The organism is Vibrio sp. J2-3(2022), assembly GCF_021725735.1.
Taxonomy (GTDB): Bacteria; Pseudomonadota; Gammaproteobacteria; order Enterobacterales; family Vibrionaceae; genus Vibrio; species Vibrio diabolicus.
The window spans coordinates 17,384-31,914 of record NZ_JAKKCK010000009.1; the positions used below are offsets into that span (position 1 = coordinate 17,384).

Sequence of the window (14,531 nt, forward strand, 5' to 3'; positions counted from 1 at the left end):
AGTGATTCTTCAATCTTGTTGGAGCCTAGCTCATAATGATTCAGGCCATTACATCGGCAATGGATATGCCTGACAGTTAGGTAAATTAATGCGCCCAACAACAGTCAGGTTCGCACACACTAATACTAGTGCAATGCGCCGCCGCAGTGGCTTTACTACTGCACCAAAGGCAAAGCAAGTTGCGCCAGCAATGACATTGGTTGAGAAGACAGCAATGATGTCGAGTGTTCCGGCCAAAGTTATCAAAGCAGCTTAATCAAAAGCGCGGCGCCAGCTGCGCTTTTTTCTTTGCACGCGACTCAAACCACCTCAACGACTTAGAACAAAACACAGTGAAATAGGTAGTTTTTCCTATTTGGTCTTCGCAAAGCAATTTGGTACCTTTACAGCTAATTACACCTATAAATTCTGTGGAGAAAGAAATGAAGTGTCATCGCATTGAAGAGCTGCTTGAGCTACTAGAGCCTGAATGGCATAAAGACCAAGAAATGAACCTACTGCAGTTCATCGTGAAGCTAGCGAAAGAAGCAGGCTACGAAGGCAAGCTAGAAGATCTGACCGACGACGTGCTGATCTACCACCTTAAAATGCGTAACAGCAGCAAAGACGAAATGATCCCAGGTCTTAAGAAAGACCAAGAAGATGATTTTAAAACTGCGATTCTGCGCGCTCGTGGCATCATCAAATAACCGGCTCAACAACCCAGTATTCTTTAAGCGACTCCCTCAAATGAGTCGCTTTTTTATAACTAAAATTTTTAGTCCCACAGTTGGTTATAACTGTTCAGCCAATTATCAGGTTAACTGTACTGACTTTTGTTGTTAAACGTTGACTGCGTTAAAGAAAAGGAATTGTTATTGATTGTATAATCGCCGTTCATCAGTATTTACTAAAATAATTATGTCCGGTCATGATTTATGATAAGGACGAAGTAGCAATGTCATCGAGCGACATCAATAGAAATGACGCCGTACATTATAAAAGCCTAAGAAGGATGAGTGCATGAGTCAGGATAAGATCGATATCAAAGATGTGACTCCTAAAACCTACAACCCTAAGACTCATAAAGGGAATGGGGATCGGTTCAACCCAAGTAATCGCATCTATGTACGCGAAAGCAAAGGGACTTACCAGAAACTGCGTCGTTACGGTGGTTGGTTCTTACTGCTTCTCTTCGCTTTGATACCGTGGATCCCTTACGGTGAACGTCAAGCGATCTTGCTCGATATTGGCAACCAGCAGTTCAACTTTTTCGGTACCACGTTGTATCCGCAAGATCTTACCCTACTCGCCTTGCTATTTGTGATCGCGGCATTTGGGTTGTTCTTTATTACCACCTTCTTAGGTCGAGTTTGGTGTGGCTATCTCTGCCCACAAACCGTCTGGACCTTCATGTATATCTGGTTTGAAGAGAAGCTAGAGGGCAGCGCCAATAAGCGTCGTAAGCAGGACTCCAATAAGCTGACGGCAAATTTAGCGATGCGCAAAACCGTCAAACATATCGCTTGGTTTGCCATTGCGCTCGCCACTGGTTTTACTTTTGTTGGCTACTTCGTACCAATGAAGCAATTGGTTATCGACTTTTTCACCTTTAACGCCACCTTCTGGCCCGTCTTTTGGATCATGTTCTTTGCCATTTGTACTTATGGTAATGCTGGTTGGATGCGTTCCATCATGTGTATCCACATGTGTCCTTATGCGCGCTTCCAGTCTGCCATGTTTGATAAAGACACCTTCATCGTTGGCTATGATGCCAAACGTGGTGAAAAACGTGGTCCACGTCCGCGCAAAGCCGATCCAAAGCAACTTGGTTTGGGGGATTGTATTGATTGTGACTTGTGTGTGCAGGTGTGCCCAACAGGTATCGATATTCGTGACGGCTTACAATATGAATGTATTAACTGTGGTGCCTGTATTGATGCGTGTGACAACACCATGGATCGCATGGGTTACGAGAAAGGACTAATCAGCTACACCACAGAGCATCGCTTATCGGGTAAGAGTACCAAAGTCATGCGTCCGAAGCTGCTGGGCTATGGAGCTGTGCTACTGGTCATGATTGGTCTGTTCTTTGCCCAAATCGCAGCGGTAGACCCAGCAGGCATGAGTGTTATTCGCGACCGTAACCAACTGTTCCGAGTAAATAGCTCAGGCGAAGTAGAAAACACCTACACCCTCAAAGTGATCAACAAAACCCAGCAAGTGCAAGAGTACTCGTTGGATGTTGAAGGGCTATCCGATGTAAGCTGGTACGGTAAGCAGACAATTCAGGTACAGCCAGGTGAAGTATTGAACTTACCAATGAGCCTTGGCGCCGATCCTGACAAGCTAAACTCTGCGATTACGACAATTCAGTTTATACTCACCGATAAGAGCAACGAATTCACCATTGAAGTGGAAAGCCGCTTTATAAAAAAACTATAGCGTCTACTTCAGTGACTAATGGAAAAAGGCTCAGCAATGAGCCTTTTTGTTTATATGTCCCAAAGTATGTTTAACTTTGACGCCCTTACCCCAGATTTTATGTGGTACGCGTTAGAAAGCATCGGCGTTCGCGCAGAATCAGGCTTTCTTCCCCTCAATAGCTACGAAAACCGTGTTTATCAATTCACTGACGAAGAGCGTCGTCGTTATGTCGTCAAGTTCTACCGCCCTGAACGTTGGAGCAACGAACAGATCCAAGAGGAGCACGACTTCACTTTAGAACTGATTGGCAACGAAATCCCCATCGCACCACCTGTGCGCATCAACGGTGAAACCCTTCATCACTATCAAGGCTATGCATTTGCGCTGTTTGAGAGCGTAGGTGGTCGCCAGTACGAGGTTGACAACTTAGATCAGCTCGAAGGTGTAGGGCGTTTCCTTGGCCGAATCCATAAAGTCGGCAGCCGCCAAGCCTTCCAACATCGCCCAACGATTGGCTTGCAAGAATACCTGTATCAACCAAGAGAGATTCTGCAAAACGCCAACATGATTCCAATGCACTTGGAGAACAGCTTCTTCAATGACTTGGATATGCTGATCAAATCGATTGAAAGCCACTGGCAAGAAAGCTTCAATATCATTCGTTTGCATGGCGATTGCCACCCAGGCAATATTTTGTGGCGAGATGGCCCTATGTTTGTTGATTTGGATGACGCTCGTAACGGCCCTGCTGTGCAGGACTTATGGATGCTACTGAACGGTGAACGCCAAGACAAACTTATGCAGCTGGATATTGTTTTAGAAGCTTATCAAGAGTTTTGCGACTTTAACCCCGCAGAATTGAAACTAATTGAGCCACTTCGCGGTCTACGAATGGTGCACTATATGGCATGGCTAGCAAAACGTTGGCATGACCCTGCGTTTCCTCTCGCTTTTCCATGGTTTAATGAGCCAAAATACTGGGAAGGTCAGGTCCTTGCATTTAAAGAGCAGATCGCCGCTTTAGAAGAAGCACCGCTGTCTTTAATGCCTCAATGGTAAGTCAGGCCACAAATTCAAAAATGGAGATATTTCGATGAAAAAACTGTTCGCACTGTTTTCTATGCTGATGCTAAGCCTGTCGGCACATGCAGCGCAATTCAAAGAAGGTGAACATTACAAAGTATTGGATCTTGAGGCATCAAAAAAACCTCTTGTGACGGAGTTTTTCTCTTTCTACTGCCCGCACTGTAATAGCTTTGAACCTGTTATCCAGCAACTGAAAAAGCAGTTGCCAGAAGGCACTAAACTACTAAAAAACCACGTTTCTTTCATGGGTGGCAACATGGGCCCATCAATGAGCAAAGCCTACGCGACCATGGTTGCACTAAAAGTGGAAGACAAAATGGTGCCAGTGATGTTTAACCGCATCCACAATCTAAAGAAGGCGCCACGTAACGATGAAGAGCTTCGCCAAATCTTCCTTGATGAAGGTGTAGACGCGAAGAAATTCGACTCTGCATTCAAAGGCTTTGCGGTTGATTCCATGGTTCGCCGTATGGACAAGCAATTTGAAAACAGCGGTCTAACAGGCGTTCCTGCGGTTATCGTTAACAACAAATACCTAGTTCAAGCACAAAGCATCAAGACGATGGATGAGTACTTCTCTCTGGTGAACTACTTGCTGACACTAAAATAAGCGCATCGATATCAATCAAAAGGGGAGCTCATCGCTCCCCTTTGTTTATTTGTAAATCTCTTGTAGCAACCGATCTTTTTCTTGCCACACATCACCCAACCATTGCTGAAATTGTCGCTTATAGGGCTTATCGTTAAAGTAATCACCAAGCACTCGTTCATCGACGGGCAACACATTCACACGCACAACAACCTTGCCCATTCGGCCCATTAATAAATCCTTGAATGGCTTATTTGTATTTTCTGGGTACGCAAGCGTCACATCGATAATGTTCTCGAACTGCTCCCCCATTGCCGCTAACGTGTATGCGATCCCGCCCGATTTTGGTTGCAGCAAATATTGGTAGCTCGTCTTACTCTTACGCTGTTTTTCTTCGGTAAATCGAGTGCCTTCGACATAATTAACCACTGTGGTTGGTGCATGTTTGAACTTGGCGCACGAGCGACGTGTCGTCTCTAAATCTTGACCTCGTTTGTGCGGGTTGCGGATCAGATACTCTCGCGAATAACGACGCATAAATGGCATGTCGAGCGCCCAACACGCCATCCCAATGAAAGGCACATACAACAGTTGTTGTTTGAGGAAAAACTTCGGCATAGGAATGCGGTCTTTAAACACGCAGCAAAGCACCACAATATCGGTCCAACTGAGATGATTACTGATCAACAGATACCACCCGTCTTTTTTCAGCGCCTCACCGCCCTGAACATCCCAGTCAACACGGTTAGAAACCGCCAGAATGCCCGCATTGACGGTAGCCCATAACCACATCACCTTGTTGGCACAAGCGGTCGCTTTCGCTTTTAGCTCCACGCTTGGAAGCAATACTTTAAACACAGCGATAATACAAATTGCGAGTGAACACAGCGCAGAATTGATAATCACAAAAGAAGCGTTAAAAAAAAATAACAAATATGCCAACATGATAGTCAAACAACAGTGATAATGTGTGAAGAATAAAACAGCGTGTAATTATACTGCGCCTTTGCCACATTGGAATATGCGTGGGAATGGTCAGATTTGTTACCTCAACCAATATTTGCACCACTCATTCGACAATAAGGAGATAACGAATGAAACCAAGGCTAATTCTCTTGCCTTTGGCCTTTGTCGTCAGTTCTGCTCAGGCTCAACTCGCTGAAACCGCAGGTTTTGGCGGTGAAATTTCGCTGAATGCCGGATTTGTATCATCAGAATCCAACTTCAATACGGAAAATAGTAACACCATCGATTCTCTCGATAAGCGCGCCGATAGTGACAGCTCCGTTATCGCTGCGCCGCTAGGAAGCATTACTTACACTTTTGGTAACCGACTCAATCACCAAGTGTACGCGGGTACCACACGTTCCGATGTCGCGGTTGGTACACTCGCTTTTCAGCTGGGCTATCAACACGAGTTGCCATCCGGCACCGTGCTCGATATTTCCTATCTACCGACCGTGCTCAAAAGCGAAACTTGGCGTAACCCATATCAAGTCGGAATCGCCCGTCAAGAAACGGATGTGGACGGCAATGCCTATCGCTTTCAAATCAAGGGATTGATTGATAAAAACTTCAACCTTGATCTCGCTTATGCTGATAAAGACATTGAGCAAGAAGAAGTAACGGACCGTTCACTCGCTCGCGATGCGAGCCTTTACTACGTTAAAGGTGACTATCGGATTTCACTTAATCAAACATCCATGTTGCAACCGGCGTTTACCTACATTAATCAAGATGCCGACGGTAAGGCGGAATCATTTGATTCGTACGGGTTTGACATCAGTTGGTTTAAATTTATCAACCGCCATCGGTTGGCCCTCACCGCAGGTTATGCATGGAAAGACTATCAAGCCGCTAGCCAAACTTTTGCTAAAATACGAAATGACGACACCGTCAGCCTATTTGCAGCCTATGAATATCAAAACGTATTTGACTGGCAAAACTGGTCGTTCATTTCTTTAGCCGGCTACAGCCAAACGGACTCAAATATCACGTTCTATGATGAAAAAGAGTACCTGTTGTCTCTTGGTCTCAACTACACCTTCTAACGTACTTCATCGCGACAAGGCACTTACAACACTTGTTGCGGTGATATTTGCACGTCTCTATACCGCTTGCGCCGTGAGTTGTTTCAGTAAGCGGTCCATCGCTCGATACCCAAGCGCCTCGGCTAAGTGCGCTCGTTCAATCTGCTCCGCCCCATCAAGATCGGCGATTGTTCGCGCCACTTTGATAATGCGATGATACGCGCGAATCGAAAGCCCCAAACGATGCAAAGCGGTTTCAAGAAACTCCGCATCACTTTTGTGTAAGGGGCAAAACGCCTCGATTTCTCGACTGCCTAACAAAGCATTTACCTTACCGCTGCGGTTCAACATATTGGTACGCGCATGATTCACACGTTCTTTAACGATAGCGGTCGGCTCGCCGCGATCACCACCTTCTGCTAATGTCCCTTTGGGCAGAGCAGGGATTTCTAAAGACATATCAAAGCGATCTAACAATGGTCCAGATAATCGACCAAGGTAGCGCAAAATAGCTTGTGGATTGGTGCGAGCTTGATTGCCTTCATAATATCCTGTCGGACTTGGGTTCAATGCTCCAACTAATTGGAAGCGAGCCGGAAAGCGTGTTTTACCTTGCGCTCGAGAGATAATGATCTCGCCAGATTCGAGCGGTTCGCGTAACGAGTCTAGAACTTTACGATCAAATTCGGGCATTTCATCGAGAAACAACAAACCGTTGTGGGCTAAAGAGATCTCCCCGGGTCTGGGTACCGAGCCACCGCCAACTAATGCAGCCATTGAACTTGAATGATGCGGAGAGCGAAACGGACGCGACTTCCAATTGTGCTCATTAATTTCACTCTGCGTCAGCGACGCCACCGAAGCGGTTTCCATTGCTTCTTCGTCACTCATCTCCGGTAGTAAGTCACACAAACGCGAAGCCAACATGGTTTTCCCGGTACCTGGCGGGCCAAGGAAAAGTAAGTTGTGGTTTCCAGCGGCAGCTATCTCCAATGCGCGCTTACCTTGTTGTTGGCCAATAATATCTTGTAAGTCTCGACCATGTTTTTCGACTATTTTGCGCTTAGGCGTTTGAAAAAGATTCAGTCGATGTTGACCACAAAGCTCGGCACATACTTCCAGTAATGATTGAGCCGATTTATGTTGTTCTTTCCCCACTAGCGCCGCTTGATCGCCATTCACATGTGGGACCACTAAATGACGTTGAATCTTACTGGCTTCCAGCGCAGCAGGCAGCACACCTTTTACAGGTCTCAAACCACCAGATAGCGCTAACTCACCAACAAATTCGTAGTTTTTAAGCTTATCTGTCGCGATTTGCTCCGAAGCGGCCAAAATTCCCAATGCAATAGGAAGATCAAAACGCCCTCCCTCCTTGGGTAGATCTGCCGGAGCCAAGTTCACGGTGATCCGCTTAGCTGGAAACTGAAAATTAGAATTAATGATCGCGCTACGAACGCGATCTTTGGACTCTTTTACCGTCGTCTCTGGTAGCCCTACCAAGGTAAACCCGGGCATACCATTGCTAATATGAACTTCTACACTAACCGATGGCGCTTGCACCCCGACGCTTGCTCGACTATGAATGATTGCCAGCCCCATACGTTCCTCAATTTATTGAACACTCTGTAAACAAATGTTTTATCTAGTTGGTTATGTTATATACCGCGTCCCAATTGAGAGTTAATGTGAAAAAAGAATGACTTTTTGCTTGTCATGCAGCGGAATTGTGTGATACCACTAATGACGCAAACAATTTCGTAGAACATTACACAACATTTTTTAACGAAAAAAGAACGACAGACAGATGAACCTTTTCGCTCATATCAACGCACTGCTAGCCCTGATTATCGTGGTCATTATTGGCACCGCGCGGGGTATTGTGGGCGAAAGGTAACCACAAATTACAAAAAACCCCCGCACTGAAAAGTCCGGGGGTTTTTTTACAACTACAAGTTGTCATCTGTCTAACCCTCGGACAGTTTAACGGGAAGAATGGGAGTGCACATGAAGTGCAATAAATATGGCAATCGCTACGAGCCACAACGTAGCAAAGGAGGTTTACGATGACTGGTGCACAACTTGTCGTAGCCGCTTTAAGACAGCAAGGCATCGAAACCGTTTTTGGCTACCCTGGCGGGGCCATCATGCCAATCTACGATGCTTTGTATGACGGAGGGGTGGAACACATCCTATGCCGTCATGAGCAAGGGGCCGCCATGGCCGCAATTGGTATGGCTCGTTCCACTCAAGACGTTGCTGTATGCATGGCAACTTCCGGCCCAGGGGCCACTAACCTTGTTACCGGCCTTGCCGACGCTTTCCTTGACTCCGTACCTCTAGTTGCCATCACAGGCCAGGTTGCTAGCTCTCATATCGGTACCGATGCATTCCAAGAAATGGATGTGATCGGAATGTCCCTAGCCTGTACTAAGCACAGCTATCTCGTGACCGAAATTGAAGACCTAGCACCAACGCTAGCCGAAGCGTTTGAAGTGGCCAAAACGGGTCGTCCGGGTCCAGTCATTGTCGATATCGCCAAAGACGTTCAACTGGCTCAAACCCCAACAGATCTACTGCCTCCATACGTAGCGCCTGCAATCGAAGATGTCAGCGCTGAAGACATTAAGCGCGCACAAGATGTACTGGCAGCCTCAACTCGCCCAGTGTTGTATGTTGGTGGTGGCGTGCAACTCGCTAAAGCAACCGATGCAGTACGCGAATTCCTTCGCTTAAACCCAATGCCAGCAGTTAGCACACTAAAAGGCCTCGGTACCATTGAACGCCATGACCCTCACTATCTTGGTATGTTGGGCATGCACGGCACCAAAGCCGCTAACCTAGTGGTTCAAGAAGCCGATCTATTGATCGTGGTTGGCGCGCGCTTTGATGACCGTGTGACGGGTAAGCTCGACACGTTTGCACCAAATGCGAAAGTGATTCACATCGACATTGATGCTGCGGAGATTCATAAACTGCGCCACGCCAACGCACCATTGCGTGGCGACATCAACACCATTCTTCCTCAGCTAGAGCTGACTCAAGATATCTCACCGTGGGTACATCACAGTGAAAGTCTGCGCAGCGGCTTTAAGTGGCGTTACGACCACCCGGGCGAGTTAATCTACGCACCGCTATTGCTTAAACAACTGTCAGACATGATGCCAGACAGCTCAATTGTCTCGACTGATGTCGGTCAGCACCAGATGTGGGCAGCGCAACATATCCAGCCACGCGAACCACAAAATTTCATCACTTCTGCTGGCCTTGGCACCATGGGCTTTGGCTTGCCAGCAGCGATGGGTGCAGCAGTCGCACGTCCTGATGATCAGTCTATCCTTATTACAGGTGACGGTTCATTTATGATGAACGTGCAGGAATTGGGCACGCTGAAGCGTCGTCAGATTCCAGTGAAGATTGTCCTTCTTAATAACCAACGTCTTGGCATGGTTCGCCAATGGCAATCGCTGTTTTTCGACGGTCGCCACAGTGAAACCATTCTTGATGACAACCCAGATTTCGTGATGCTAGCAAAAGCGTTCGATATCCCGGGCAAGACCATCACCAAGAAAGAAGAAGTGGAGCCAGCGCTGAAAGAGATGCTAGCGAGTGAAACTTCTTACATGCTTCACGTTTTGATTGATGAAGAAGAAAACGTGTGGCCATTGGTGCCACCTGGCGCATCAAACAGTGATATGTTGGAAAATACATAGGAGACAATCGCATGGACAGATATTTACTCGACATCAAAGCCGATGACAAACCGGTACTGTTGGAGCGCGTTCTACGTGTGATTCGTCACCGAGGCTTCGTGATCAAACAAGTCGCTGCTACGCAAAACCATGAAAGTAAAGTAGCCAGCGTCGAGATCATCGTCGACAGCGATCGACCAATCTCGTTTTTGATCAATCAAATAGAGAAGTTGTGGGACGTTCGTAAGGTTGAGGTGCTAAAAATCCGCAACGATGAACTGCCAAATCACAACTTACAACAACACGTAAGTGCATAAGGAAGGCAACAAATGGCAACGAAAACTGCAGATTTCATTTGGTTTAATGGTGAGATGGTTCCATGGGCAGAGGCTAACGTTCACGTTCTGACTCACGCAATGCACTATGGTACATCCGTGTTTGAAGGCGTGCGCTGTTACAACACACCAAAAGGCCCAATTGTCTTCCGTCACCGTGAGCATGCACAACGTTTAAAAGATTCCGCCAAGATTTACCGTTTCCCGATCCCTTTTTCTGTAGAAGAAATCATGGAAGCTACCCGCGAAACACTGCGCCAAAACAAACTCGATAGCGCTTACATTCGTCCATTAGGTTTTGTCGGTAATGTTGGTTTGGGCGTGTGCCCACCAGTTGGCACTGAAATGGATCTAATCATTGCGGCATTTCCTTGGGGCTCTTACTTAGGCGAAGAAGCGCTAGAAAAAGGTGTCGATGCGATGATTTCAAGCTGGAACCGCGCTGCGCCAAACACCATCCCAACTGCGGCTAAAGCAGGCGGTAACTACCTATCTTCACTACTGGTTGGTGGTGAAGCGCGTCGTCACGGTTACGACGAAGGTATTGCGCTAAGCGTAGATGGTTACCTATCGGAAGGCGCCGGTGAAAACATCTTCGTTATCAAAGATGGCGTAATCACCACACCACCAGCAACTAGCGCGATTCTACCGGGCATCACTCGTGACTCGATCATGACGATTGCACGCGATAAAGGCTACGAAGTGCGTGAAGCGAACATTGCTCGTGAAGCCCTTTACCTTGCCGATGAAGTCTTCATGACAGGTACTGCGGCTGAAATTGTGCCTGTGGCAACCATCGACAAAATTGAAGTGGGCACAGGTAAACGCGGCCCAATCACTAAAGAATTACAAGCAGCCTACTTTGGCTTATTTGACGGCACCACGGAAGATAAGTGGGGCTGGTTAGACTATGTGTACCCAGAACAGAAGTAAGAAGGATTTAAGAAATGCCAAAATATAGATCAGCTACCACCACACATGGTCGTAACATGGCGGGCGCACGCGCGCTGTGGCGTGCAACGGGTGTGAAAGAAGAAGACTTCGGTAAACCAATCATCGCCGTGGTGAACTCGTTTACTCAATTTGTTCCGGGTCACGTACATCTTAAAGACATGGGTCAGCTTGTCGCACGTGAAATCGAAAAAGCCGGCGGCATCGCAAAAGAATTCAACACCATCGCGGTTGATGATGGTATCGCAATGGGTCACGGCGGCATGCTGTACTCACTGCCTTCACGCGAACTAATCGCAGACTCAGTAGAATACATGGTCAACGCGCACTGTGCCGATGCCATGGTATGTATCTCTAACTGTGACAAAATCACTCCGGGAATGTTGATGGCATCTATGCGTCTTAACATCCCTGTTATCTTTGTTTCTGGTGGCCCAATGGAAGCGGGTAAAACCAAGCTTTCTGATCAGATCATCAAACTAGACCTTGTTGATGCAATGATCCAAGGCGCGGATCCAAAAGTATCTGATGAGCAAAGCGAGCAGATCGAACGCAGCGCATGTCCAACCTGTGGATCGTGTTCAGGCATGTTCACGGCAAACTCGATGAACTGCCTAACAGAAGCACTGGGTCTTTCTCAGCCGGGCAACGGTTCTATGCTGGCGACTCACGCTGATCGTGAACAGCTATTCCTTAACGCGGGCAGGCGCATTGTTGAACTGACTCGTCGTTACTACGAGCAAGATGACGAATCCGCGTTGCCACGCAACATCGCAACTTATGATGCCTTCGAAAATGCAATGGCACTGGATATTGCCATGGGTGGTTCAACCAACACCATTTTGCACCTGTTAGCTGCAGCGCAAGAAGGTGAAGTGGATTTCGATATGGAAGATATCGATCGCCTGTCTCGCCAAGTGCCACACCTATGTAAAGTGGCACCATCCACTCAGAAATATCATATGGAAGACGTACACCGCGCTGGTGGTGTAATGGCGATTCTTGGTGAGTTAGATCGTGCTGGTCTACTGCACAATGATGCTCGCACCGTACTGGGTCTTTCAATGAAAGAGCAGTTGGCAAAATACGACATCATCCAAACGGAAGACCAAGAAGTACTTAAATTCTACCGTGCCGGTCCGGCTGGTATTCGTACCACCCAAGCGTTCTCGCAAGATTGTCGTTGGGATCGCCTTGATGACGACCGTGCAGAAGGTTGTATTCGCGCGAAAGACAACGCCTTCAGCCAAGAAGGTGGCCTAGCCGTTCTATCAGGCAACATCGCATTGGATGGCTGTATCGTTAAGACAGCCGGTGTTGATGAAAGCATTCTTAAGTTCACTGGTCCGGCTGTGGTATTTGAAAGCCAAGAAGATGCGGTGGAAGGCATCTTAGGAGGTAAAGTGAAAGCCGGTGATGTGGTTGTTATCCGTTATGAAGGTCCAAAAGGTGGCCCAGGCATGCAAGAAATGCTTTACCCAACCACTTACCTAAAATCGATGGGCCTTGGTAAAGAATGTGCACTGCTGACTGACGGCCGTTTCTCTGGTGGTACATCAGGACTCTCTATCGGCCATGCTTCTCCTGAAGCCGCTAACGGCGGTGCTATTGGACTGGTGAAACCGGGCGATATGATCGCGATTGATATTCCGAACCGTTCAATTTCACTCGAAGTGTCTGAACAAGAACTTGCAGAGCGCCGTGCAAAACAAGATGAACTTGGCTGGAAACCTGTTGATCGTCAAAGAGAAGTTTCCTTTGCACTTAAAGCGTACGCGAGCATGGCCACCAGTGCTGACAAGGGTGCAGTACGAGACAAGTCGAAGCTAGAGGGCTAGCAATGATGGAATCTCAACCCGAAAAGAAAGTAAATCAAACTGGCGCAGACTATCTGCGCCAAATCCTCCGCGCTCCGGTGTATGAAGTCGCAACAGTAACACCACTGCAAGAAATGCCACGATTGTCTGCACGTATTGGTAACAATGTGCAAATCAAGCGCGAAGATCGCCAACCCGTGCACTCATTTAAATTACGCGGTGCGTACAACATGGTGGCAAGCCTAACTGAAACACAAAAAGCCGCTGGTGTCATCGCTGCATCGGCAGGTAACCACGCTCAAGGCATGGCACTGTCTGGCACTAAGCTGGGAATCAAAACCACTATCGTGATGCCAAAGACCACGCCGGATATCAAAGTCGACGCCGTACGCAGCTTTGGTGGCAATGTGGTGCTGCACGGCAGCAACTTTGATGAAGCAAAAGCAGAAGCCGAACGTTTGTCAGAGCAATATGGCTATACTTTTGTGCCCCCTTTTGATCACCCACTGGTGATCGCAGGTCAAGGCACCATCGGTATGGAAATGCTGCAGCAAAATGGTCACCTTGATTACATCTTTGTTCCTGTCGGTGGTGGCGGTTTAGCTGCCGGTGTTGCGGTACTCGTGAAGCAGCTCATGCCAGAAATCAAAGTCATTGCCGTAGAGCCGGAAGACTCATCTTGTCTTAAAGCCGCGCTGGATGCTGGTGAACCAGTGGTACTAGACCAAGTCAGCATGTTTGCCGATGGCGTCGCAGTAAAACGCATTGGTGAAGAGACTTTCCGTCTGTGTCAAAAGTACATTGATGGCCATATTGCGGTCTCTAGTGATGAAATCTGCGCAGCCGTAAAAGACATCTTTGAAGATACCCGTGCGATTGCTGAGCCTTCGGGTGCGCTTGCTCTGGCGGGGCTGAAGAAATTTGCTGAACAGAACAAGCTGAAAGACAAAAACCTAGGCACGGTACTGTCTGGCGCAAACACCAACTTCCACGGGTTACGCTATGTGTCAGAACGTTGCGAGTTAGGTGAAAAACGTGAAGGTTTATTGGCAGTGACGATCCCTGAACGCCAAGGAGCGTTCTTTGAGTTCTGTAACTTGATTGGCGGTCGTGCCGTAACGGAGTTTAACTATCGTTATAACGATGACGAACTCGCTAATATCTTTGTCGGTGTCCGTCTGCAAGGCGGTCAAGAAGAGTTGGAAAACATCATTCACGATCTACGTGAAGGTGGCTATCCGGTGGTTGACCTTTCTGACGATGAAATGGCGAAGCTACACGTTCGCTACATGATCGGCGGGAAGCCATCGAAGCAACTCAAAGAGCGACTCTACAGCTTTGAATTTCCAGAGTACCCAGGTGCCTTGCTGAAATTCTTAAGCACTCTTGGTACCCATTGGAATATTAGCTTGTTCAACTACCGTAACCACGGCGCAGACTACGGACGCGTTTTATGTGGTTTCGAGTTAGATGAAGGAGATTTAGCTCAGTTTTCTGCGCATTTACGCGAACTTGGCTATCAATGCAAAGACGAAACAGACAACCCGTCTTACAAGTTCTTCCTGTCATAAAACGCCACATTCCAAACATATCAAATAAAACACCTCGCTATTGCGAGGTGTTTT

Annotated in this window: 13 protein-coding genes; 11 read left to right on the forward strand and 2 right to left on the reverse strand. The window is 47.4% G+C overall.

Annotated elements, in window-relative coordinates; translation table 11 throughout:
- Positions 1–88 precede the first annotated feature (88 nt).
- The 5 genes from L3V27_RS21370 to L3V27_RS21390 all read left to right on the forward strand — a co-directional run bounded on the left by L3V27_RS21370 (position 89) and on the right by L3V27_RS21390 (position 4,102).
- The gene (locus tag L3V27_RS21370; protein ID WP_005379043.1) at positions 89–256 is read left to right on the forward strand and encodes a hypothetical protein; all 168 of its coding nucleotides are present in this window, start codon (positions 89–91) and stop codon (positions 254–256) included.
- 166 nt (positions 257–422) lie between these two features.
- The gene (locus L3V27_RS21375) at positions 423–689 is read left to right on the forward strand and encodes a YihD family protein (RefSeq protein ID WP_048625604.1); all 267 of its coding nucleotides are present in this window, start codon (positions 423–425) and stop codon (positions 687–689) included.
- A 313-nt stretch (positions 690–1,002) separates the two neighbouring features.
- Entirely contained in the window at positions 1,003–2,424 is a 1,422-nt protein-coding gene (gene ccoG, locus L3V27_RS21380) for a cytochrome c oxidase accessory protein CcoG (protein WP_046874594.1), read from the forward strand.
- Positions 2,425–2,478: 54 nt separating this feature from the next.
- Positions 2,479–3,465: a serine/threonine protein kinase gene (locus L3V27_RS21385; protein WP_167427052.1), complete on the forward strand. Its 987-nt coding sequence runs from the start codon at positions 2,479–2,481 to the stop codon at positions 3,463–3,465.
- 34 nt (positions 3,466–3,499) lie between these two features.
- Positions 3,500–4,102, forward strand: coding sequence for a thiol:disulfide interchange protein DsbA/DsbL (locus L3V27_RS21390; protein WP_005379036.1), 603 nt, complete (start codon positions 3,500–3,502; stop codon positions 4,100–4,102).
- A 45-nt stretch (positions 4,103–4,147) separates the two neighbouring features.
- Here the strand turns inward: L3V27_RS21390 and L3V27_RS21395 are convergent, their stop codons facing one another.
- Positions 4,148–5,026 carry an acyltransferase gene (locus L3V27_RS21395; protein ID WP_005394051.1) on the reverse strand — a complete coding sequence of 293 codons (879 nt, stop codon included), beginning with the start codon at positions 5,024–5,026 and terminating at the stop codon, positions 4,148–4,150.
- A 149-nt stretch (positions 5,027–5,175) separates the two neighbouring features.
- Here L3V27_RS21395 and L3V27_RS21400 point away from each other — a divergent pair, with 149 nt between their 5' ends.
- Entirely contained in the window at positions 5,176–6,132 is a 957-nt protein-coding gene (locus L3V27_RS21400; protein WP_193448148.1) for a DUF2860 domain-containing protein, read from the forward strand.
- Between the two features lie 57 nt (positions 6,133–6,189).
- On the opposite strand, the gene L3V27_RS21405 is transcribed toward L3V27_RS21400, so the two are convergent.
- A complete protein-coding gene (locus tag L3V27_RS21405) occupies positions 6,190–7,713 on the reverse strand; it encodes a YifB family Mg chelatase-like AAA ATPase (protein WP_006742918.1) in 1,524 nt (507 codons plus the stop codon).
- Positions 7,714–8,177: 464 nt separating this feature from the next.
- Here L3V27_RS21405 and ilvG point away from each other — a divergent pair, with 464 nt between their 5' ends.
- The 5 genes from ilvG to ilvA are packed head-to-tail and all read left to right on the forward strand — an operon-like array spanning position 8,178 to position 14,477.
- Positions 8,178–9,824, forward strand: coding sequence for an acetolactate synthase 2 catalytic subunit (gene ilvG, locus L3V27_RS21410; RefSeq protein WP_005394061.1), 1,647 nt, complete (start codon positions 8,178–8,180; stop codon positions 9,822–9,824).
- 11 nt (positions 9,825–9,835) lie between these two features.
- On the forward strand, positions 9,836–10,120 hold the full coding sequence (gene ilvM, locus L3V27_RS21415; protein ID WP_005378958.1) for an acetolactate synthase 2 small subunit: 285 nt from the start codon (positions 9,836–9,838) through the stop codon (positions 10,118–10,120).
- 12 nt (positions 10,121–10,132) lie between these two features.
- Positions 10,133–11,071 carry a branched-chain-amino-acid transaminase gene (ilvE, locus tag L3V27_RS21420; RefSeq protein WP_005378953.1) on the forward strand — a complete coding sequence of 313 codons (939 nt, stop codon included), beginning with the start codon at positions 10,133–10,135 and terminating at the stop codon, positions 11,069–11,071.
- Between the two features lie 14 nt (positions 11,072–11,085).
- Complete coding sequence (gene ilvD / locus L3V27_RS21425; RefSeq protein ID WP_053807527.1) at positions 11,086–12,927, forward strand: dihydroxy-acid dehydratase; 1,842 nt, start codon at positions 11,086–11,088, stop codon at positions 12,925–12,927.
- Positions 12,928–12,929: 2 nt separating this feature from the next.
- Complete coding sequence (gene ilvA / locus L3V27_RS21430) at positions 12,930–14,477, forward strand: threonine ammonia-lyase, biosynthetic (protein WP_237312700.1); 1,548 nt, start codon at positions 12,930–12,932, stop codon at positions 14,475–14,477.
- Positions 14,478–14,531 lie beyond the last annotated feature (54 nt).